The 21,710-nt window shown below is 40.1% G+C and carries 23 protein-coding genes; 6 read left to right on the top strand and 17 right to left on the bottom strand.

The genetic code is table 11. The features are described from left to right. The first annotated feature begins 40 nt into the window (after positions 1–40). A complete protein-coding gene (locus tag E0D95_RS08590) occupies positions 41–328 on the top strand; it encodes a DUF3817 domain-containing protein (RefSeq protein WP_130803470.1) in 288 nt (95 codons plus the stop codon). A 71-nt stretch (positions 329–399) separates the two neighbouring features. Here E0D95_RS08590 and E0D95_RS08595 read toward each other — a convergent pair whose 3' ends face one another. Next, positions 400–768 (bottom strand): hypothetical protein, encoded by a 369-nt coding sequence (locus E0D95_RS08595; RefSeq protein WP_130803471.1) that lies wholly within the window; start codon positions 766–768, stop codon positions 400–402. 98 nt (positions 769–866) lie between these two features. Continuing rightward, positions 867–2,276, bottom strand: coding sequence for an FAD-binding oxidoreductase (locus E0D95_RS08600; protein WP_130803472.1), 1,410 nt, complete (start codon positions 2,274–2,276; stop codon positions 867–869). Between the two features lie 378 nt (positions 2,277–2,654). On the opposite strand from E0D95_RS08600, the gene serA reads away from it, so the two are divergent. From serA to E0D95_RS08615, 3 genes are all read left to right on the top strand, one after another. Next, positions 2,655–3,887 (top strand): phosphoglycerate dehydrogenase, encoded by a 1,233-nt coding sequence (serA, locus tag E0D95_RS08605; RefSeq protein ID WP_130803473.1) that lies wholly within the window; start codon positions 2,655–2,657, stop codon positions 3,885–3,887. Positions 3,888–3,981: 94 nt separating this feature from the next. Next, positions 3,982–4,863, top strand: a complete 882-nt coding sequence (locus E0D95_RS08610; RefSeq protein ID WP_130803474.1) for an EamA family transporter — start codon at positions 3,982–3,984, stop codon at positions 4,861–4,863. A 97-nt stretch (positions 4,864–4,960) separates the two neighbouring features. Beyond that, entirely contained in the window at positions 4,961–5,842 is an 882-nt protein-coding gene (locus tag E0D95_RS08615) for an EamA family transporter (RefSeq protein ID WP_130803475.1), read from the top strand. A gap of 65 nt (positions 5,843–5,907) precedes the next feature. Here E0D95_RS08615 and E0D95_RS08620 read toward each other — a convergent pair whose 3' ends face one another. The 3 genes from E0D95_RS08620 to truB all read right to left on the bottom strand — a co-directional run bounded on the left by E0D95_RS08620 (position 5,908) and on the right by truB (position 8,190). Further along, the gene (locus E0D95_RS08620; RefSeq protein ID WP_130803476.1) at positions 5,908–6,357 is read right to left on the bottom strand and encodes a hemerythrin domain-containing protein; all 450 of its coding nucleotides are present in this window, start codon (positions 6,355–6,357) and stop codon (positions 5,908–5,910) included. A 145-nt stretch (positions 6,358–6,502) separates the two neighbouring features. Next, positions 6,503–7,273 (bottom strand): sulfite exporter TauE/SafE family protein, encoded by a 771-nt coding sequence (locus tag E0D95_RS08625; protein ID WP_130803477.1) that lies wholly within the window; start codon positions 7,271–7,273, stop codon positions 6,503–6,505. Positions 7,274–7,284: 11 nt separating this feature from the next. Continuing rightward, positions 7,285–8,190 (bottom strand): tRNA pseudouridine(55) synthase TruB, encoded by a 906-nt coding sequence (truB, locus tag E0D95_RS08630; RefSeq protein WP_130804870.1) that lies wholly within the window; start codon positions 8,188–8,190, stop codon positions 7,285–7,287. A gap of 149 nt (positions 8,191–8,339) precedes the next feature. Here truB and E0D95_RS08635 point away from each other — a divergent pair, with 149 nt between their 5' ends. Both E0D95_RS08635 and E0D95_RS08640 read left to right on the top strand, forming a co-directional pair. Continuing rightward, positions 8,340–9,374: a lipase secretion chaperone gene (locus E0D95_RS08635; protein ID WP_130803478.1), complete on the top strand. Its 1,035-nt coding sequence runs from the start codon at positions 8,340–8,342 to the stop codon at positions 9,372–9,374. Positions 9,375–9,507: 133 nt separating this feature from the next. After that, positions 9,508–10,476 (top strand): lipase family alpha/beta hydrolase, encoded by a 969-nt coding sequence (locus tag E0D95_RS08640; protein WP_130803479.1) that lies wholly within the window; start codon positions 9,508–9,510, stop codon positions 10,474–10,476. 68 nt (positions 10,477–10,544) lie between these two features. On the opposite strand, the gene rplS is transcribed toward E0D95_RS08640, so the two are convergent. The 12 genes from rplS to ispH form a co-directional block, all read right to left on the bottom strand. Continuing rightward, positions 10,545–10,916 carry a 50S ribosomal protein L19 gene (gene rplS, locus E0D95_RS08645; protein ID WP_130803480.1) on the bottom strand — a complete coding sequence of 124 codons (372 nt, stop codon included), beginning with the start codon at positions 10,914–10,916 and terminating at the stop codon, positions 10,545–10,547. 147 nt (positions 10,917–11,063) lie between these two features. Then, positions 11,064–11,807, bottom strand: a complete 744-nt coding sequence (gene trmD, locus E0D95_RS08650) for a tRNA (guanosine(37)-N1)-methyltransferase TrmD (protein WP_130803481.1) — start codon at positions 11,805–11,807, stop codon at positions 11,064–11,066. 53 nt (positions 11,808–11,860) lie between these two features. After that, complete coding sequence (rimM, locus tag E0D95_RS08655) at positions 11,861–12,409, bottom strand: ribosome maturation factor RimM (RefSeq protein WP_130803482.1); 549 nt, start codon at positions 12,407–12,409, stop codon at positions 11,861–11,863. 17 nt (positions 12,410–12,426) lie between these two features. Further along, on the bottom strand, positions 12,427–12,684 hold the full coding sequence (gene rpsP / locus E0D95_RS08660) for a 30S ribosomal protein S16 (protein WP_004923845.1): 258 nt from the start codon (positions 12,682–12,684) through the stop codon (positions 12,427–12,429). 149 nt (positions 12,685–12,833) lie between these two features. Continuing rightward, entirely contained in the window at positions 12,834–13,298 is a 465-nt protein-coding gene (locus tag E0D95_RS08665; RefSeq protein WP_130803483.1) for a type IV pilin protein, read from the bottom strand. Further along, complete coding sequence (locus E0D95_RS08670) at positions 13,292–13,786, bottom strand: type II secretion system protein (RefSeq protein WP_130803484.1); 495 nt, start codon at positions 13,784–13,786, stop codon at positions 13,292–13,294. Before E0D95_RS08670 ends, E0D95_RS08665 begins: the two co-directional genes overlap by 7 nt. A gap of 12 nt (positions 13,787–13,798) precedes the next feature. Beyond that, positions 13,799–17,722: a PilC/PilY family type IV pilus protein gene (locus E0D95_RS08675; RefSeq protein WP_130803485.1), complete on the bottom strand. Its 3,924-nt coding sequence runs from the start codon at positions 17,720–17,722 to the stop codon at positions 13,799–13,801. 14 nt (positions 17,723–17,736) lie between these two features. Further along, a complete protein-coding gene (locus E0D95_RS08680) occupies positions 17,737–18,525 on the bottom strand; it encodes a pilus assembly PilX family protein (protein ID WP_130803486.1) in 789 nt (262 codons plus the stop codon). After that, positions 18,522–19,565, bottom strand: a complete 1,044-nt coding sequence (locus tag E0D95_RS08685; protein ID WP_130803487.1) for a PilW family protein — start codon at positions 19,563–19,565, stop codon at positions 18,522–18,524. Before E0D95_RS08685 ends, E0D95_RS08680 begins: the two co-directional genes overlap by 4 nt. After that, positions 19,566–20,069: a type IV pilus modification protein PilV gene (gene pilV / locus E0D95_RS08690; RefSeq protein WP_130803488.1), complete on the bottom strand. Its 504-nt coding sequence runs from the start codon at positions 20,067–20,069 to the stop codon at positions 19,566–19,568. It abuts the gene before it with no gap. After that, on the bottom strand, positions 20,066–20,539 hold the full coding sequence (locus E0D95_RS08695; protein ID WP_130804871.1) for a pilus assembly FimT family protein: 474 nt from the start codon (positions 20,537–20,539) through the stop codon (positions 20,066–20,068). The genes pilV and E0D95_RS08695 overlap by 4 nt, the downstream gene beginning before the upstream one ends. 142 nt (positions 20,540–20,681) lie before the next feature. Then, positions 20,682–21,632, bottom strand: coding sequence for a 4-hydroxy-3-methylbut-2-enyl diphosphate reductase (gene ispH, locus E0D95_RS08700; RefSeq protein ID WP_130803489.1), 951 nt, complete (start codon positions 21,630–21,632; stop codon positions 20,682–20,684). Positions 21,633–21,710 lie beyond the last annotated feature (78 nt).

Raw genomic sequence — 21,710 nt, forward strand, 5'->3', positions numbered from 1 at the left:
GTCGGCTACACTCAGTTTTTGCTTGTATTTTAGGTTCATGATGAACGTTAAAACCTTACGTATCGTTGGATTTTTAGAGGGCATTTCTTTTTTATTGCTGTTGTTTGTCGCGATGCCATTGAAATATATTTGGGGCAATCCGCTTTGGGTCAAATATGTCGGGATGGGGCATGGTCTTTTGTTTATTTTATTCTTGGTGGTGTTATTGGTGGTCTGCCAACGGATGAAATGGTCAGTTCATATGTTTATTTTAGGGTTCATTGCATCCATCCTACCTTTTGGCCCTTTCGTTTTTGATCATAAATTAAAACGATTTACAGATGCATAAAATTTAAGTCAGAAAGCGAATCAAACGATACGCTTTCTCTGCATATCTACGGAATCAAATTTTAATCGATATCAAGAACACAACTTGCTCTGAAAACCTCGAGGATTCTTGCCTCTGGCACATTGGTAACTTTGCTGTTTATTTTGCAACTGCCATTTCTTATCGTCAAATTTAAATAAATATTCAGTCTTAACGGCAGACACAGCATCATCCATTAACCCTGTTTGAATTACCGTAATGCGAGAAACAGTCGGCGATTCAACTCGATTAAACACTTGCTGAATCGAGGTATTTTGATGCTCATGGCTAATCTCAGGTTGTGCTTTTAAAACCTGTTGCATCGGGCTTTCGCCACTACCGAATGACATCAGCTTGGTAGTCGTGGCACAGCCTGTCATCAGTCCCAAACATAATCCTGAAATCGCAAGTAAACGTAACATTTTTTTCACACATCTAAAAACAAAAAGCGTAGCTTTATGATGCTACGCCCTTCTTCATTACACTGTAGAAACTATGTAGCTTCTACAGTTTTGTCCTTTTATAAATCGAACAATTTACCCGGATTCATAATGCCATTTGGGTCAAATGCCAATTTTAAGGCTTTCATATAGCCAATTTCTTCGGGTGAACGTGAATATTCCAGATACGGTTTTTTGGTCATGCCCACGCCATGTTCAGCCGAAATTGAACCATCATATTTTTTCACGGTATCGAATACATATTTATTCACCACCTGACATTTAGCGAAAAATTCATCCTTGCTTAAATTCTCAGGTTTTAAAATATTTAAGTGCAAGTTGCCGTCACCAATATGACCAAACCAGCAAATCTCAAAATCTGGATAATTGTCCTGCACAATCGCATCAATTTCTTTTATAAAAGCAGGAACATGCGTGATCAAAACTGAAATATCATTTTTATAGGGAATAAACGGCGCAATAGACTCAGAAATATCTTCACGCAAACGCCATAAGCTCTCAACCTGATCCAGACTTTGGCTCATCACTCCATCAAGTACCCAACCTTGTTCCATACAATGTTCAAATATCTGCATGGCTTTATCCATAATTGGCTCATACGGCGCTTCAAATTCAAGCAAGACATAAAATGGACATTGGGTTTCAAACGGACGTTGGACATGACCACGATCCAACACTTTTTGCATGGCAAGTTCACCAAAGAACTCAAATGCAGTCAAATCAATTTCTTTTTGAAAGGCATGTAACACTGGCATGACCGCATCAAAATCCGGAACACCTAAAACCAGCACTTGTAAGTTTTGGGGTTGACGCTCCAGTTTAATTTCAGCTTCAGTCACTAAACCTAAAGTTCCTTCACCACCAATAAATAAATGCTGCAAGGCATAACCGGTAGCATTTTTAATCATGCCTTTATTTAAGCGTAAAATATCGCCTTTACCTGTCACCACGGTTAGACCCAGTACCCAGTTACGCGTCATGCCGTATTTAATGACTTTGATCCCGCCTGCATTGGTACCAATATTTCCGCCGATCTGGCTCGAACCTGCCGATGCAAAATCAACAGGATAGTACATGCCTTGTTGTTCAGCATAATTTTGCAGTTGCTCAGTCACCACGCCTGCTTGTACCCGTACCATCCGGTCAGCTGGGAAAAACTCCAAAATCTGGTTCATTTTGTCCATACTGATGACAATTTCACCATTGGCAGCAACAGCACCTGCCGATAAACCTGTACGACCTCCAGACGGCGTAATCGCCACATGAAACTGATTCGCCAGTTTTACAACGGCTTGCACTTGCTCAGTGGTCGATGGAAAAACGATGACTGATGGGTGTGGATCAAAATGCTTAGTATGATCGCGCCCCCAGTTTTCGAGACTATCCGCATCGGTTTTTATACGGTTTTCACCGACAATCGCGGTTAATTGGCTAAGTAACTCAGGTGTTAAAGCGACTGGAGCATTCATCGTTTACAGGCCTAGCAAGAAATAAACAGGTGGGTTTAACAAATTTGGGAAATGTACTGAACTCAAATATAGTCGTTGCAGCTTTTCCAACAAATTTTTAAACATGTTTGATGTTTTAGCAAACATTCGCTTTATTTTACATGTAAGCAGGCGTCGGATAAAGCTTCGCGTCAACATGCCGTCCTACAAAATAGGTTGCACTCAACCTCTCATCTTTCGTATTTTTTTATTTTGCTAATCACAACTTGAATCAGATTGTCAATAAACTGAAATTTATTCATTCATTGATTCCATATCGTCTATTTATAACGCATCAACAACTGGCAGGACTTGTGATATAATTTCGCGACTAAATTTGGCCTTTGTAGCGGAGCCGTAATGAGCCAACATCTATCACTACCTAAAGATAAAATTCGTTTCTTATTGTTAGAGGGTGTTCACCAAAACGCCATCGATACTCTCAATGCAGCGGGTTATACCAACATCGATTATCACAAAACTGCGCTTGAAGGCGACGCTTTGAAAGAAGCGGTCAAAGATGCGCACTTTATTGGTATTCGTTCGCGCACTCAACTGACTGAAGAAGTGTTTGAAGCTGCGAATAAATTGATCGCGGTCGGCTGTTTCTGTATCGGAACAAACCAAGTTGATTTAAAAGCAGCGATGGCGCGTGGGATCCCTGTTTTTAACGCGCCGTATTCAAATACGCGCTCGGTTGCTGAACTGGTTCTTGCTGAAACAATTTTGTTGTTACGTCGTGTTCCTGAAAAATCAACAGATACGCATGCAGGTGGATGGAATAAATCTGCGGTGGGTTCGTTTGAAACACGTGGGAAAACTTTAGGTATTGTCGGTTACGGTTCAATTGGTTCTCAACTTTCTGTATTGGCAGAAAGCCTAGGCATGAAAGTGATTTATTTTGATGCGGTAACTAAATTACCATTAGGTAATGCACGTCAAGTGGGTTCACTCGATGAATTACTGGCTACTGCCGATGTCGTTACCTTGCATGTACCAGATGTACCTTCTACGCGTAACTTCTTTAAGAAAGAACAGTTCGCCAAGATGAAAGAAGGTGCGATCTTCCTGAATGCGGCACGTGGTACCTGTGTGGTGATTGAAGATTTAGCCGATGCGCTTAAATCTGGTCATTTAGGTGGTGCTGCGGTTGATGTATTCCCGAAAGAACCGAAAGCCAATGGTGAAGAATTTGTTTCTCCATTACGTGGTTTAGACAATGTGATTTTGACACCACACGTGGGCGGTTCAACCATGGAAGCGCAAGCGAACATTGGTCTTGAAGTCGCTGAAAAGTTTGTGGCGTATTCAGACAAAGGGATGACGCTGTCTGCGGTCAACTTCCCAGAAATTGCGTTGCCATTGACTGAAGGTAAACATCGTTTATTGCATATTCACAAGAATATTCCAGGCGTATTATCAAAAATCAACAACTTGTTTGCTGAACAAAATATTAACATCTCTGGTCAAAGCTTAATGACCAAAGGCGATATTGGTTATCTGGTGATGGATGTTGACGCATCTGCTTCACAAGAAGCTGTCGATATGTTGAGTGAAGTTGAAGGCACGATTCGCGTACGCGTCCTGTTCTAATTCAAGCTGTTAAAAAAAAGCCACAGCCCTGTCTGTGGCTTTTTTATGTCAAGATGAATTATCATGCTAAAAATATACCTATCGTTCAAAAAAAATGTCTTTATCCAGTCCAAAATCGCAGCTACAGGCACTTGTGTTTCTGCTTGTCGCCATGATTAGTGTGCAAAGTAGCGGTTCTTTGGCCAAAGTGTTATTCCAAAATTTTCCTGTCTTAACGGTGTCTGCCTTACGTTTATGCTTTGGTGCGATCATTCTCGCCATTATTTTTAAGGCTTGGAAAATTCAATGGCGTAACATTCGCTGGAAAGCGATTGTCAGCTATGGTGTTGCGCTCGCTGGAATGAATGCCTTGTTTTATTTATCTCTACAACGCTTACCGTTAGGGATTGCTGTTGCATTTGAATTTATTGGCCCGCTGAGTGTAGCCTTATATTATGCACGACAGAAATACGATTTAATCTGGATTGCTTGTGCCATCGTAGGCTTGCTATTGCTCTTCCCTTTTCATCAGACCAATCATGGGTTAGATTTACTCGGGATTGTATTTGCGGTTGCGGCAGGTGCCTGTTGGGCATTGTATATTATTGCAGGTCAGAAACCCTCTGGTGTCTCTGGCAACCATACCGTATTTTTAGGGATGAGTGTCGGTATGTTGTTTCTGTTACCGATTGCCCTATGCACTGGCTCGTTTGCACATGTTTTTGAATCACCTCATATTTTTTATTTTATTGCACTGGCAATTTTAGCCAGTGCTTTGCCTTTTTCTCTGGAAATGCTGGCTCTAAAGCGTTTAACGGCATTGAGTTTTGGGACACTGATGAGTTTAGAACCTGCGGTTGCAGCGTTTTCAGGTTTTATTTTTCTGGGTGAAAAATTAATGTGGAATCAATGGCTAGCATTAGCAACCATTATTACGGCTTCGCTCGGCTGTACCATTACGACACAACGTGCCAGACAGCGGAATGAATCATTGTGATGGAATTTGCTCTCTTATCTCAACGATCTGGCTTACAGTATTTTTCAGCTTCGCCAACATCTAGTGATGCCTTAGATTTCAGCTTGGAGTGCTGCTGATGTCGAATAGCTCCTTGATTGCTATTTTTGCCATGCTGCTTTCAATGATGTGTTATCAAATTAGCGCGTCTTTTGCCAAGCAACTGATTGCAGTATTAGACCCCTTAACCGTCACATTATTAAGACTCTGCTTTGCCTCAGTTCTGGTCATTTTCATGTTTCGCTCGTGGAAAATCCTGTCCCGACTATCTGACTTAAAATGGCGTGATTTACTGGGTTATAGTGGTGCTTTAGGTCTCATGAATGTGCTGTTTTATATGTCATTGGGCAAGCTACCACAAGGTATTGCAGTAGGCCTAGAATTTATTGGTCCGCTTGGGCTTGCTCTACTTTCGATTCAACAACGCCGCGATTATGTTTGGGTTTTATGTGCCATTTTAGGGATTGCACTTATGGTGCCGTGGCAACAGGCAGCTCAGGCCAACTTTTCCCTCGTTGGTGCTGCATGTGCATTGGGTGCTGGATTATGTTGGGCACTGTATATTTATTTTGGCCATAAAGTTGTTCGTCAAAATATTGGCATGCATGCGCTGAGTATCGCCATTTGTTTATCTGCACTGGTGCTGTTGCCGATTGGCGCGGTTCAACATCCAGATCATTTACTGCAAACCCAATATTGGGACAAAGCATTGCTGATCGCCATTTTAGCCACTGCCATTCCCTATGCATTAGACTTATTTGCCTTAAAACGTTTAACTAAACTGAGTTATGGTACGCTTTCCAGCTTGTCGCCTGCGTTGGCAGCATTGGCGGGTTTATTATTGCTAAATGAAAAAATTAGTGTACTGCAATGGATGGCCCTTGGCTGTATTATGCTCGCATCAATTGGTGTAAGTTTTCGCAGTCAAACAGACGACACAAACCCCTCAACTCAAGGCTGAAATAATAGCCACGAGATCATTCTGCAACACTCAGCCTGATCTCATCATGAGTTAAAACAAATTAGTTAAACCAACTCAGGCTTTTTATATTTGGCATATTCTTTAAGGTATTGTTGAGCCAATTTTTCTTTCTCATGATCAGTTAATATTTTACCCGCCTGCTGGAAAAACTTGTGTTCTTCTTCTTTTAAATGATGATGTACCACTTCACTGAGTTGTTTGGCAACCGCTAACCAACTCGGACTGCTCATATCTGTTTTCTCAAGTTGCTCAACCAATTCGTCCATTTCGTGATGTTCTGACAGCGCATGTCGGGTAATATCCAGTCCTGTGTCATTAAACATCAATGGAATATATAAATAACGATCTTCCGCTACCGAGTGCGCCCATAACTCGTTTTTAAGCGCTTTAAATAATTGTTCCCGCTCTTCACTATGTCCGCTGGTTTGTACGAGTTGCTCTGATAAACGACGTTGATGATCGTGGCTTTCTCGTAAAGCTTCAAAAATGTTCATGTATTCATTAATCCTATTCTGGCTATTTTTATGGGCTATCAATAAGAAAAAAGGCAGCACTTTGGCTACCTTCTAGTTTATTTTTATACATTTTTTAGACTAGTTGTTTCGTGTCAAAATCTGTATCAGAACTTTGCTTGTACGATTAACCTGTAACAAACATTTGATAGCCAATACGACAGATTAAGATGGACACCAAAATCAAAAAGATAATACGTACAAAACCGCTACCGTATTTTAAAGCAACACGCACCCCTACAATTGAGCCAATGACATTGGCAACTGCCATCATCAAACCGATATGGAAAATAACATGACCAGTCGGAGCCAAAAAGCTCAGTGCTGCAATATTGGTCATAAAGTTTCCGATTTTCGACATGGCCGAAGCATGTAAAAAATCAACATTTAAAAACCGGATAAAGAAGAAGATAAAAAAACTTCCGGTTCCCGGCCCAAAAATACCATCATAGAATCCAATCAGTAAGCTACCGATTGCAGCCAATACCAAGACTTTAGGGGTAATGCTTAAAGCCACATGCACCTGACCAAAATTCTTTTTGAGCAAGGTATAAATAGCAATCACAATCAGCATTACAAACACAAAAGGACGCAAATAAGACTGCGGAATCAATGACAAACAGGCCGCTCCTAGAAAAGAGCTGATCAAGGCACAGATGGCAATAACAGCCAATAATTTCCATTGCAACTTGACTTTACGTACAAATGTATAGGCAGCCGAAGCCGTACCAAACACAGAAGATAGTTTATTGGTTCCAATCACAGTCGCAGGCGACATTTGGGGAAAAGTACTCATAATCGCTGGAATTTGAATAAGGCCACCACCTCCAACCGCCGCATCAATTGCACCTGCACAAAACGCAAAAAAGATTAAGCTGAGTATGACTTCAATTTCCATCTGGACTATGCCTATAAATTTAAAAGACGCTTCGGCACCAATCGTTTTTTATCCGTGATTTCAGCCAGCCCCAAACATTGATCTTGATCAAATACCAGTACTTCAGGCGCAGGCGCATGTTCAATATTGCTTTCCTGACCATTGCAAAAATATTTGTGACGACCTTCAGGGATTTGAACTTTTGGTAAATATTCGACGGGTGCGTAGGCCGGCAATAATAGCATATCGCGCTCGGATTCATTCAGCTGTTCTAAATATTCAATGCTATATTCAGGAATGAGTTGAAAATGGCCAGTCTGAATACGATGCAAATGGGTCAAATGCCCACCACAGCCCAAAGCTTCACCAATATCTTCACCCAAGACCCGAATATAAGTCCCTTTAGAACACGTGACATCCAAGGTTAAACTTTCAGCATCAAAATCGACCAGTTTTAAATCATAGATCGTCACTGGGCGCGCTTCACGTTCAATTTCAATGCCCTGTCTTGCCAGTTCATACAACGGGCGTCCATCACGTTTTAACGCTGAATACATCGGTGGAACCTGCTGTGTCTCACCACGAAACTGATTCAGGACTTGCTCAATACGCTCAATGGTTAAGGCAGGAATAGCACGAGTCTGGAGAATTGCGCCCTCAACATCCCCTGTTGTGGTGGTTTGTCCAAGTTTCACCACCGTTTGATAACGCTTGGTCGAATCGAGCAAATAATGCGAAAACTTGGTGGCTTCGCCCAGACAAATCGGCAATAAACCCGTGGCCAGCGGATCAAGTGCACCCGTATGTCCTGCTTTTTGTGCCCGAAACAACCAGCGAACTTTTTGCAGTGCAGCATTCGAGCTTAAACCTAGAGGCTTATTCAGTAAAAAAACACCACTCAAGTGGCGACGAGAAATTTTTTCAGATTTAGCCGTCATGTCGATCCAGTGCAAGGCAGTCAATGCTGCCGCCATGTTATCAAATCCGCTTATCTATTTTTACAGTATTTTAGGTGAACTATGCTATTTTTAATCACGGCTTGAATTTCAGGCTAAAGTAAAATAATTAAATCGACAGGAATGTTGGTATGCAAGGATTTCGCAGCAATTACCTTTGGATCATCATGGGTATTATTGTACTCATCATGATCGCGTTAGTGATAGGACTAAAACCTCAATCGAGTAATGGTTCTACCTCAACAGTTTCAACAGACTTACCAGATCAGCCAATGAATTTTCAATCTGGTGACTCATCTACTTTGACGATGTCAAATTTTCATAGCCAAAGTCAGTCAGACACCCAGATTAATTGTCAACTGCAACTAGATAATGCCAATCATTTAATCGTCAATGAACAAACACGTAATTGTTTTGAGTATTTTCTCACACAATATGGCGAGAAGACGCTGGCTCAAATTGATCAGGACATGAAAAAATACTTAGCTCAGTATCTGATACAACCTGCACGTGATCAGACACAAGATTTATGGCAACGTTATCTCAAATACCGTGAAGAATTAGCAGACTTAAAAGAGCCATCGCTTGCCAAAACTGATGTGGCTTATTATCAAGCCATATTTACATCCAGACAGATGCTTAGACAACGATTTTTTTCTGCTACAGAAATTGAAGGCTTATTTGGCACTGAAGATATTTACAATCAATATACTTTAGACCGCATGGCTATTTTAAATCAGCCTCAACTCAATGAAATTGAAAAAGCCAAACAACTTAAAGCCCTATTTGACCAACTTCCACAGGACTGGAAAGCCAATCTTGAGCAACTCTCAAAACTGGATGATCTCAGGCAATTGACAGCATCCATCAAAAAAAATGGAGGCTCAGCACAACAATTACATGACATGCGAACCAATCTGGTCGGCGCAGATGCCACAGCACGTTTAGAACAACTCGATCTGGAACGCTCAAACTGGAAAAATAATGTAACGCAATATCTTAATGAACGTCAGACAATTTTAAATAGCAACATGAGTGATACAGCCAAACAAAGCGCAATTGATTCTCTTAGGAATCAGGCTTTTGCCACACCACAGGATCAGATAAGGGTACATGCATTTGAATCGGCAAAAGATCAAGGGCAAAGCTTACCCTTCTCTGAATAAATACAAATCGAGGTTTAATATGAGGAGATGCTTTACTTTCATTCACCTTTAACTCCAGCGTTAATGGCAATCATATACGGTTTGAAATGGAGCAATTTTCAAACTTAGAAAAATGAAATTTAGGGAAATTAAAATGAAATTTAAATTATTAGTCATGAGCGTATTCATGGTGGTAACACAACCGATATGGGCCAGCAGTCCTATTCAAAATCCGTCTGCACAATTTGTTATCTCGGATTATGCAAAAACCAAATATCCGCTTGTACTGGCACATGGTTTATTCGGCTTTAATAAATTAGGAACTGAAGCATTAGGCTTAGACTACTGGTATCAAATTCCTCAAGATTTGGCTCGAAATGGAGCAAATGTCTGGGTCACACGTCAATCTGCAGCCAATACATCTGAATTTAGAGGTGAGCAATTATTGGCCGAAGTTCAGGATATTCTCGCAATTACAGGTTCACAGAAAGTTAATTTGATTGGTCATAGTCATGGTTCTCAATCTGTACGCTATGTTGCCGGTGTTCTTCCTGCCCACGTTGCTTCTGTTTCAACCATAGGTGGTCCTGCCAAAGGCGCACCACTGGCGGATCTCATTTATAAGACACTGGGTGGAACACCATTAGAAGCTCCTATTGCAACCATCGTTAATATCGCAACCAGTTTACTGACCCTTGGGCAGTTAGATGACCCACGTAAATATCCGATGAACTCACTAGGCGCAGCTTATAGTTTATCAACTGAAGGTGCGGGTAAGTTTAATGCGATGTTTCCGGCAGGTGTGCCCACTACAGCATGTGGTCAAGGTGCATCTGAAGTGAATGGAATACGCTATTATTCATGGAGTGGTGCGTCTGTATTAACCAATCCACTTGATCCTGTAGATTATGGATTAAGTTTAACCAGTGTATTTAGCGGTAAAAACAATGATGGTCTGGTACCGGCTTGTAGCAGTCACTTAGGTAGTGTCATTCGAGATGATTATGCATGGAATCATCTGGATGAGGTCAATCAAATTTTAGGTTTACGCAATCTCTTTGCACAAGATCCTGTAGCAGTCTTTAGACAACATGCCAACCGCTTAAAAGGTCAAAATTTATAATCCATTTTAGCCAGATATAAAAAATGCGCCCATGAGGCGCATTTTTTTGCTCGAAAACAACGTTAAGATTAACCTTGTTTACGTGCTGGCAATTTTTCACGAATACGTGCAGCTTTACCAGACAATTCACGAAGATAGTAAAGTTTCGCACGGCGAACATCACCACGACGTTTCACTTCAATTTTAGCAACAACGGGTGAGTGAGTTTGGAAAACACGCTCAACACCAACACCGCTAGAAATTTTACGAACAGTGAACGCAGAGTTTAGGCCACGGTTTTTCTTCGCAATGACCACACCTTCAAATGCCTGAAGACGCTCACGATCACCTTCCTTTACTTTAACTTGAACGATGACAGTGTCACCTGGAGCAAAAGCTGGAACGTCTGATTTTAACTGTGAATTTTCAATTGCTTGAATTAAAGGATGTTTACCACTCATTGTGGAATCTCCAATATGTGCGGGAGAGAAGAGGTCTCTTACGCCGCTGGGGACAGAGGCTAAATCGCATATCAACCCGTTTAACTTTCCCTTTATCATTTATACTCAACGCATAAAAATAAAGAGCCTATAAAAGATGTTTCATTTTCATGATTCATCTAAATTTTTTAGCCATTTTTCTTGCTGCTTGGTCAATGTCACTTGTTCGATCAACTCAGGTCGACGCTCAAGTGTCCGTTGATAACGCTGCAAAAAACGCCATTTTTCAATATTGGCATGATGTCCTGATTTAAGTACCTCAGGCACATCTAGCCCTTCAAAATGATCAGGCTTGGTATATTGTGGGCAGTCGAGTAAACCATCCACAAAAGAATCCTGTATATGCGATTGTTCATCAGACATCACATCAGGCAATCGCCGAATAATACTGTCCAACAGCACCATCGCGGGCAGTTCACCACCCGACAAAACGTAATCCCCAATCGACCATTCCTGATCAACATAACGCTGGATTAAACGTTCATCGACCCCTTCATAACGACCACAAAGTACAATCAAACCATCGTATTCAACGAATTGTTGCACTGCGGATTCATTTAAAGTTTGACCTTGTGGCGACATATACACCACAGGGACGTGAACACATCCTGCTTGGCTCGCAAGCTGTTTGGCATGTTGAATTGCTTGCGCCAAAGGCTCAGCCATCATCACCATACCTGGGCCACCACCAAATGGACGCTCATCCACTCGTTTGTAGTTACCCTGTGCAAAATCACGTGGATTGATACAAGTTACCTGTACCATGTCACGCTTGGCTGCACGACCACTAATCCCGTAGGCAGTAATCGCTTCGAACATTTCAGGAAACAGTGTAATGACTGCAAAAAACATCGCAGACTCCTCTATTTCCCTACTGCGTTCGCACTAAACCACTGATATGTAATTTAGTAATCTACGCCCCAATTGACGTAAATACGATTTGCTTCAAGATCCACACGCTGTACTACATCTTTATGCCACGGAATCATGCGCTCTTCAGCATCAATACTGTCAGCCGTGGCGCGAACCACCATGACATCATTGGCACCTGTTTCAAAAAGCTCATGAATCTGCCCGAGATTGACTTCCTGCTCATCATCATTCAGCCCTAACACTGTAAGACCTTTGAGATCAGACCAGTAATACTCGTCCACATCTGCTTTTGGCAATTGTGATTTGGCAATCCAGATATTGGCACCAACCAGACTGTCAGCCGCAGTGCGATCACTCACACCTTTTAAGCTCACCACCAGACCTTTGCCATGCGGTTTCCAACGCTTTACATCAATGGTTTGCCAACCTGCTTTGGTCTCAATGTACCAAGGCAGATAGTCAAACATATTGCTCATGGGTTCTGTATTGGAATACACCCAGAGCCATCCATTTAAACCATAGGCTGAACGTAACTGTCCAATCTGAATACGATCTTCAGGAAGATTCAGCGTTGTTGTCATGGATGATCTACTTCCAATTAAGCAGCAGTCGCCGCTTTTTTAGCTTGAGCAGCTAAAGAAGCAACACGCTCAGATGGTTGAGCACCTTGAGAAACCCAGTGAGCAAAACGGTCTGCATCTAAACGAAGTTTTTCAGCTTGACCTTGTGCAGTCGGGTTAAAGAAACCAATACGTTCGATGAAACGACCATCACGTGCATTGCGGCTATCAGTCACAACGATTTGATAGAATGGACGTTTTTTTGCACCACCGCGCGCTAAACGAATAACAACCATGATAAAAGCCTTATAATTCTTACGGATTATCCCTGCAACCGACCATCGGTTACGCTTCAAACCCCTTTCATAGAGGGCGATATTGTACGCGATATTTAATCTGAATGAAAGATGGTTTTTGAAGTTATCCGCAGCTTTGAATTTAGAGTTTAACGGCCGTCCCAATTGGTAGTTGCGGATGGAGTACAAACTGTACCTCCAGCCTTATCACTTCCCTTAACCCAACAACGCTCTCCTCTATGATTCATTACAATATGTCCATCACCAAATTGACTAGCGCTTGTAATTGGGGTAGCTGTTAAAGTCCATGTCCCAGCAGTGACATTAGATAAGGCTAAGTTATATAAAGGAGTACCAGATTGAGGGCTTACACTACTTCGTCCTATATCCGAAAAGCCAATCGGATTACCATCTGATTTTAAAAAAGTAAAATTAGCTATCTTATATTTCTGTATGCTTGTGGCAATATCAGCCATATCACTTTCAGCATCTGTTCTTTTAGTTTTACGAACTGAATCTTGATAAGAGGGATATATTATCGCAGCTAAAATACCAATAATTGCAACCACAATTATAACTTCAAGAAGAGTGAAAGCCTTAATATCATTCACCATGGTTCTCCTCCTGTTCCACAGGTTGCATTTGATACATTTGTTGCCGTAATATTTCCTCGAGTTTTATTCTTACAGCGCAAACCTGCACTAGTCATCATAAAACTGTAATTAGAGGAATCAGAAGAATCAGCCCGTATAATCCAGCTTTGCCCCGAGGCAGTAGTATCAGTAAGTGATCTAGATGTATTCTCTCCATCTGATATAGTAATTGTATATTTAATGGCTCCACCACTTGCACCAACTGGTAAAACGAATGGACTTGGAGTTGTTAAAAATCCAAGATAATTAAAATTACGCACCTTATTCTTTTCTAGTAAAATTGCAAATTGCTGAATTTGCTGTTGAGCCTGTGAAGCTATTGCCCTTTTTACGTACTCTTGATAACTAGGGATCGCAATAGCCGCAAAAATTGCGACTATTACGATGACAATCATTAGTTCGATTAAAGTAAAACCAGTTTGGGAATGCCTTAATTGATTAATTTTCATTAGACATCCTTTTTATTTAAGCGCTGACAGCTCATACCAGCGTTGCGGCACTAAACAAATTTTACTACTTCCAGCAGAAACAATACCTGAAATAGTAGTAGCGCCGCGATTACCCGTTGAAATACAGTAATTTAGGTTGTTGCTTTTCTCATCTTCTTCATCATCATCATCCTTATCACATTTCTCAATCGCTGGATTACACTTTTTATCATCTACAATCGTTGTACGTTGATCTCCTGGACCAATTGAGCAGCCATCAGGAGATGTACATTCTGGATCTGAATCTGGGTCATTAGCAGTAGTCTTTGCACATTGACCATACGGCATACAAAATTGTTGTAAGAAGCTTTCACCTTTTACACCCGCACCACAATCTCCAGATAAACCTGGTTTACTGCCATCAAATATTGAGACAAACATTCTTGAGTTTAAGACTATAGGTGTTGAAAATACTTTTGCACTTTGTAGTTTTGCAGCTGACCCAGAGGATTTAAAGCGATAATACCACCCGTATTTAGTATACGGTGCGACTAAAGTTGTATTATTATTTCGATTGTCCTGAGTAATTTCACCTAAATCAGTTTTTGCTAAAGTCTTGGTAAATGTTGTAGCGGAGTATAAATCTTTCCGAGTCACATCTTTATCATAGATATTATAAACAGCATCATAATCATAACCAGATGTGCCAACTGTATAATCTTTTAATGGCAAACTCCTATTACCTGTACCAATAGAAATGACTGCAAATGTTTTACCAGCATAATCGTAGATAGAGAATCCAGGCATTTCATAAAACCTCGGACTTTTTTCACTGGCATTCAGATTGAGCAATAGTCTTGGAGTTTTTGCAAATGCTCCTAAACTAGAGGCATTATTATCAAGATCAATTCGGAATAATTGTCCCCCTAAATCACCAAAATAAAGATGATCAACCAAACCGTCCCCATTTCGATCCTCAGTTCGTATTTCACTGACTACACTATATTTTAGGTTCTCATTATTTAAGCCAATGACACCACTATTTGTAGTGGTCGAACTAGATGTTGCATTTTTGCTTGCCCACCACAATAAATCACCATTATCGGCATCAAACATGTAAACGCCACCACCTTTGGCATTAGTTTGGTTATATGTATCACTTTCATAACCCGAATAGGCACCCTTTACACCATTAATACGCGCATCACCATCATCACCGCCAGCATCATACCCCCCTCCTACAAACATGACCCGTTTACGACTTTTACCCCATTTCACCCAAGCAATTGCGGGTTTAGACCAACTCTGCCCCATATATTGTAAAGCTGGGAAGCTTTTACTAGTGCCATTGTAATAAACTTTTTGGTCAGATGGAGATATCTGGAAAAGCAATTTTGGATTATCTATATCTGCAAGGTCTAGCGCATAATAACTTCGCCCTCCCATACGTAAACCACCATAGGCAATTTGCTTACCTTTCTGAGAGTTTCTTCCTGTAGAGACCGTGAGATTACTTGAACTGTCAACGACATATTCTGTATAAGTAGTCCAAGGAGCATCAATACCATAATATAATTTACTTAAGCCTCCACTTGTGGTGTCATATTTCAAGAAAGCCTCTTTCTGATTTTCAACCATTTCATTTGGCACAAATGCAAATTTTTCTTTCCCCGTGGTTGCATCGACTACATGTAAAAGACCTTGTGTTGTACCAAATAAAATAAAATCCTGCCGATTCTCAGACCCTAGAATATTATTGCTATAAGTAATTTTGCCCTTATTGGTCACCAATATAGGTGAAGAATGCATCACAGCACCAACCTGTCTGAGCTCTGGAGCAGTTGATAAGTTGATATTATTGGGATTCGCAGCATCTACAGCATAACCTAGTAAACTAATAAGATAACCACGATTAAAATCATTTTTATAAGTATTATCTGTTAAATCACTTATTTTAACCTGACGTAAAGTTGTACTATTCACAAATGTTGCAGATGAACCAGATCCTTGTGAAATACGATTTGTCAAAAGCTTTCTGTTCTCAGTATTTGCATCTGTACGCAATTTAAGTTGAGATTTAATCCCACCCATGAGTGCAAACTTGGTGCTACCATAAGTTGTTTCATCAGCATCTTTTACACTTGCATCAACATTAGGCGCCCACAAGTCATAATTATCAATAAGACGACCATTCGTATCAACAATCTTATTGCCCCCCTTATCTTTTAATATCCCCTCCACTACATTATATTTTTTTAAATTCCCAGCCCATAATTGATAGGTTTTATCTGGAGTTGGTTGAAACTGGGGGTAGTAAGCCACTTTCTGTAATACTGATGGATTAAGACTGTCTTTAGGTATCGTTGGAGCACCTGTCGTTACAGCTGGGATGGCACTCCCCAAATTACTAATAAATTCATTCACACTCTTAACAATATCCTCAGACTGGCTTCCAGAATACCATCCACCTTCGCCAATTATGCCCCAATAAGCAGCCTTTTTAACATTCTCCTCCGCGTTTGAATCATTAATATTCGCAATATTTTGCTCTTGTGTGAGCGCGCTACTATAAGATGGAATACCATTAAAATCACTACCAAATCCCACAACTGCGGTTTTGACTTTAAGGCCCAATGGATTCTTAGAAGGACTTAATAAATTTTGTACAAAATTAAGCATACAGTCCCATCCAGAGTTAGAATCAGAACAACTCAATGTAGATTGATATTGGGAAGTTAAAGCTGCCTGCATTAGTTTTTTTGCAGAACTATTATTATTAGGTTGACCATCTGTCAATACATATATACCCTGCCCACTACATTTTTTAATATCATCCGTTTGCATTAAAGATGTTGGCTTAGAATATAACGTCTGATCAGAGTTTTTAGTATCATTATATGAATAATAAAATCCACTGGACGAAGAATTTGCAATATTATTTCTATAATAATAGTAATAGGAACCACTTCTCACATAATCATCGTAATTAGGTAGTGTTGTATAACTGCTAGAATAACCATTACATCCTCCTGATGGAGTCTGATCAATGCATTTATAAAATCGACTTGTATCATATATAGAAGTATATCCAATAATACCCTTTTCGGTTCCACCTGTTGTGGAACCAAATAAGTAAGCTGCCGTATCTGCATATGCATTTGCTGTCGGTGTGCCTCCTCGAGCACTTAATTTAGCAATTTCATTGAGCAGTATTTGTCTTTGTGTCACTCCCCCAATGACTGCATCTAACCGTCTCGCTGGTATCCGAATTTGACCACTCACATTGTCAGCATCTGTTGGTTCTCCACTACTATTAAAAGTAGTAGGACGCGAAAATGTACTCAAACCGATTACCTTATCATCTGCAATACGTGCAATACCTGTAACACTATTTCCATATAAGAGATCAAACATTCCATCTTTCAATCGAGTTATACGATCATAATATTTTCGTACCATTCCATCATAAAAGTATGTATACGAGCCTAGAGAGTCACTATAAGGAGCTGTCGTAGACGGCATACTTGTTGTTTCTGAACCCCAAGTGCATGCCGAGTAAGTTGTTGCACTATTTGTACAGAGCTGATAGCGTGTTTTACCGTTACTTTTATAACTCCGATACTTGTATGTCTTTGTATCAATGACATTACAGTAGTAACGCGTATAAGATGGGGAACCGTTTGTAGAAGTTTCCGAACTATTACCATTTATTGTTGCACCATCAGGGACATCACACGAACTACTATTCCCTACTTGCTGCGGGTAACCCATACTTCCTGAAATATCCAACAGCATCATCAAACTAATTGTTCCAGATTTTGCTTGTTGATAAATATCAATATCACTTGCCTGTGTACTACTAGTAATTAATAGGCCGCTACATAATGCAGAAAGGCTGATCACCGCTACATTTTTACAATATGATTGGAGCTTAATTTTATAATTTAACTTTTTCATTTCACTGACTCCCGTTATGTAAAATTCTGCGCAATAGTGTATTCACTTACCTGCGTTGTAAAAGGAATATTTAAACTTGCCAAACAATCTGTGACGCTCACTAATGGATTATCTTTTGGTGCAACATCTGTACCTATAGTTGGAGTTGTTGTGTCAGTTGGAATCGTTACCTCACTCATATGAGATTGAAGGCAAGTATTAATATCAGAACGGGAAGCACTTGCTAAACTTGGCATCAGTGAAACAGCAAATATCTTTACTCGTTTCGTATCCTCAACCCGACCTGTTTTATTATCTGTAGCACGAGTCCTGTCATAAAAAGGATCCAACTCTTCAACAGTTGAGAATTTCACCGATACTTGTGTCATCACTGCACGGCGTCCACTGGTAAACCAATTACTACTTGCAATCTGGCTAGCATCACAATAACCATCCGTACCAAATGCATCATTAGTCGGTTTATCTTTTCCTGATTCCCATTGCATAATATTTGCTCGAGAAATGTCAAAGAAGTTGGATTGATCACCTCGATAGCAAAATACAAGCTCTTTATTCTTATCGCTCACATTACTTATATAGCCAAACATGCCACTACCACTTAGGCTCTGAACCAAATTATTCGTATCTTCTGTACTAAAAAAAGCTGAATCTGAATTCTGCGATAATAGTTGCTGCACCTGACTATTAGTAGCAATACTCAATCCCACCATACTTTGGCGGATAGCAACTGTTCCAATTACCATTATGGCAACTAGAAAAATGAGTATAACAATCAATGTTGCACCAACTTCGTTCTTTCTCATTTCCCACGCTCCCCAATTGAATTCCTTAAAGCTACGGTTTGTGAAACAACTTGACGAACATATTTGGAAGTCGTTGTTTTTGGTTTTTTTACTTGTACCGTTTGATCAAGCACAACAAATTGCTGGTCATCATTAATGAGTGAATCATTGCCTACATTTTGACTCGATCTAGTTAATAGACCGATTTGAACTGAAATTATTCTTGGTCGTGGTTTAGCAAGTAGCATATAATCTTTAATTGACAAATAGCCATATTGACTATTATTTTGAACACCTAAGAGAACTCGAAAATAATCAACTCTTTTTATTACAATTTCACCTGCATCACCATAGCCTGTAACAGTTGTGGGACTCCCCGTGACAGAATAAAAACCAGCATCGCAAGCAAGCGAAAGAGGTTGATTTGGTTCATAAGCCTGATTATTTGCATCTACTCTTAAGAAATAACGTTGTACAATTACTTGAGGACCAAATGGTTTTCCATTCCCTGGATCAACAACTGGAAACTCCAGTTTATTGCCCTCGCAATCAAACCCTCCTATTAAATTATTACCACTTTTTATATATTGAGGAGTATATTGGATAACAAGTTGATCACTGGTTATATCAGTGCCATTAACTTGTACATTTGAGGCGCCTGTCCAAGCTGGAGCAACCCCAACAGGCATCCCACTACCGCGAGAAAGTAAATTTACTCCAGCACTTGTTCCAACAATCGTATTATTAAAGTTGCTCAATGGAGTAGGGGGAGATGTATTATTATCTATGGTTGCATTTAATGATGACGTAAGGACAATTCCCCCAAATGCAGTTTCATCATTTAAAATCGATTTCTGATTATTCAAATTAGCTAATCGAATATCTTTAGTCAAATAGTTTAAACCAAAATTAGCATTATCCTGAATATCTGACAGCCCGCTTTGCATAGACAAGCTTTTTTGGCTTGTCAAAAACAATAATATTGCGGCAGCTGTAATAATTAAACCCAACGTCAAAGAAAGCATGAGTTCAATCAAGGTAAAACCTGATTGCTTTATCATTTAATATGCCTCCATAATTACACAGGTGGAATTGGCATTATAAGCATTGCCATTTGTACAATCCCCTGTCCCTGTTCCATTTGTAGCACTAGTATCGCCCCATGCCACATAGACACAGCTACGATTATTATTATTTCCTTGGCAATTCATCATATTCATTGTCATACTTAAAGAACTAGCTTTATTAACGACTTGAGCTACATCAAAATCAGCTAAATCTTTTTCAGAACAATTCATTGTAAAGCAATTAGTCTTATAACTTTTCTGGCTTTCTGGTTTTTTTAGTTGATTTTGATATTCTAAAAATGCTGAGCGATTCACCCTAATTCTCTCAACTAAATCTTTGGCAATATTAATAGCCTGAACTCTCGCACCAGCTTCAGAAGTTGCCTCTACAGCGCGATACTGCAATGCCACAAAACCAAGAACTCCTATTGCTAAAATAAGTAAAGCAACCAAAACTTCAATTAAACCTGCACCATTTTGTTTTTTAATCAATATCATGAACAACTCCCCTCTATGACTTGCTGAATTGTTCCCATTTTAGAAATAGTAACTATTTTTGATTTGGAGCCATTAGATTTATTACAGATTTCAAAAGTTTTATCAGCAGTTGCAGGAATACATTGAGGTGGTGTAGCTCCATTCAAATCCCCAACCCCCCCAAGTAAATTAAAACAAATGGATGTGGAAAAACTACCTTTTAGTAACGCTTTTCCTGAAGGTGTCCAATTTAATTGTGAAACAGAATTATTTATTTGAGAGGTATTTAGACTAACGATCATGGTTCGACGTTCTAACACGGCTTTTGAGCGGGCCTGATTAAAGGTAAAAATTAAATCCTGTGTACTTCTATTTAAATTTTGAGTAGCCATCATATCTCCAAAAGAAGGCGCAGCCATCGTCGCAATAATGGCCAAAACAGCAATGGTCACCATCAGCTCAATAAGTGTAAATCCCCGATTCTTATCCATTGCTTTACCTACTTTTTTACTTTCCCCATTTTCTAGATTAACTGATATTTTTACAGAACCAATACAATCAAGATTAAGGGCATAAAAAAACGGATGAGTAGCACTCATCCGTTTTTTTAAAAAAATTTTTTCTTATTTAAAATTAAGCTTGTGTCACTTGTATTCTGAGCTCTTTAGGCAAGCTGAAGGTAATATTTTCCTCGCGTCCATCTAACTCTTTCGGTGCTTCAGCGCCCCAATCCTGCAAACGCTGAATCACCTGTTTAATTAAGATTTCAGGCGCAGATGCACCCGCGGTTACCCCAATTTTATCTTGGGATTTAAACCACTCTTGTTCAAGCTGATCCGCATTATCGACTAAATACGCTGCTTTGCCCATACGCTCTGCCAACTCACGCAATCGGTTAGAGTTGGACGAATTTGGTGAACCGACAACTAAAACAACATCACACTGTGAAGCCAAGTCACGTACTGCATCCTGACGGTTTTGGGTAGCATAACAAATATCGTCTTTACGCGGTCCCTGAATCTGTGGAAAGCGCGAACGCAAAGCATCAATGACTTTGGCAGTATCATCAATCGACAATGTGGTTTGAGTGACAAACGCCAACTTTTCAGGATGCTTCACCGCCAACTCAGCAACATCTTGCTCATCTTCAACCAGATAAATATTACCGCCACTTTTTTTGTCATACTGCCCCATGGTCCCTTCAACTTCGGGATGACCTTCATGACCAATCAAAATCGCTTCTGTACCTTCGCGGGCATATTTAGTGACTTCGATATGGACTTTGGTCACCAATGGACAGGTCGCATCAAAGACTTTTAAACCACGCTGCTCGGCCTCAAGCTGAACAGCTTTAGAAACGCCATGTGCACTAAAAATAACAATCGAATCATCAGGTACTTGATCGAGCTCATCGACAAAAATTGCACCGCGCTGACGCAAATCATCAACCACAAATTTGTTGTGAACCACTTCATGACGCACATAAATCGGTGGACTAAAACATTCTAGCGCACGATTAACGATCGCAATCGCACGGTCTACACCAGCACAAAAACCTCGTGGATTTGCCAATACGATTTGCATATGATCCTCAACCAATGATGAATATGAACAATATTTTAACGTTTTAAGAGAGATAGCGAACTAAAACTTTAACCTGAA

The sequence above is a fragment of the Acinetobacter ihumii genome, from assembly GCF_900625095.1.
In the GTDB taxonomy this organism is placed as follows: domain Bacteria; phylum Pseudomonadota; class Gammaproteobacteria; order Pseudomonadales; family Moraxellaceae; genus Acinetobacter; species Acinetobacter ihumii.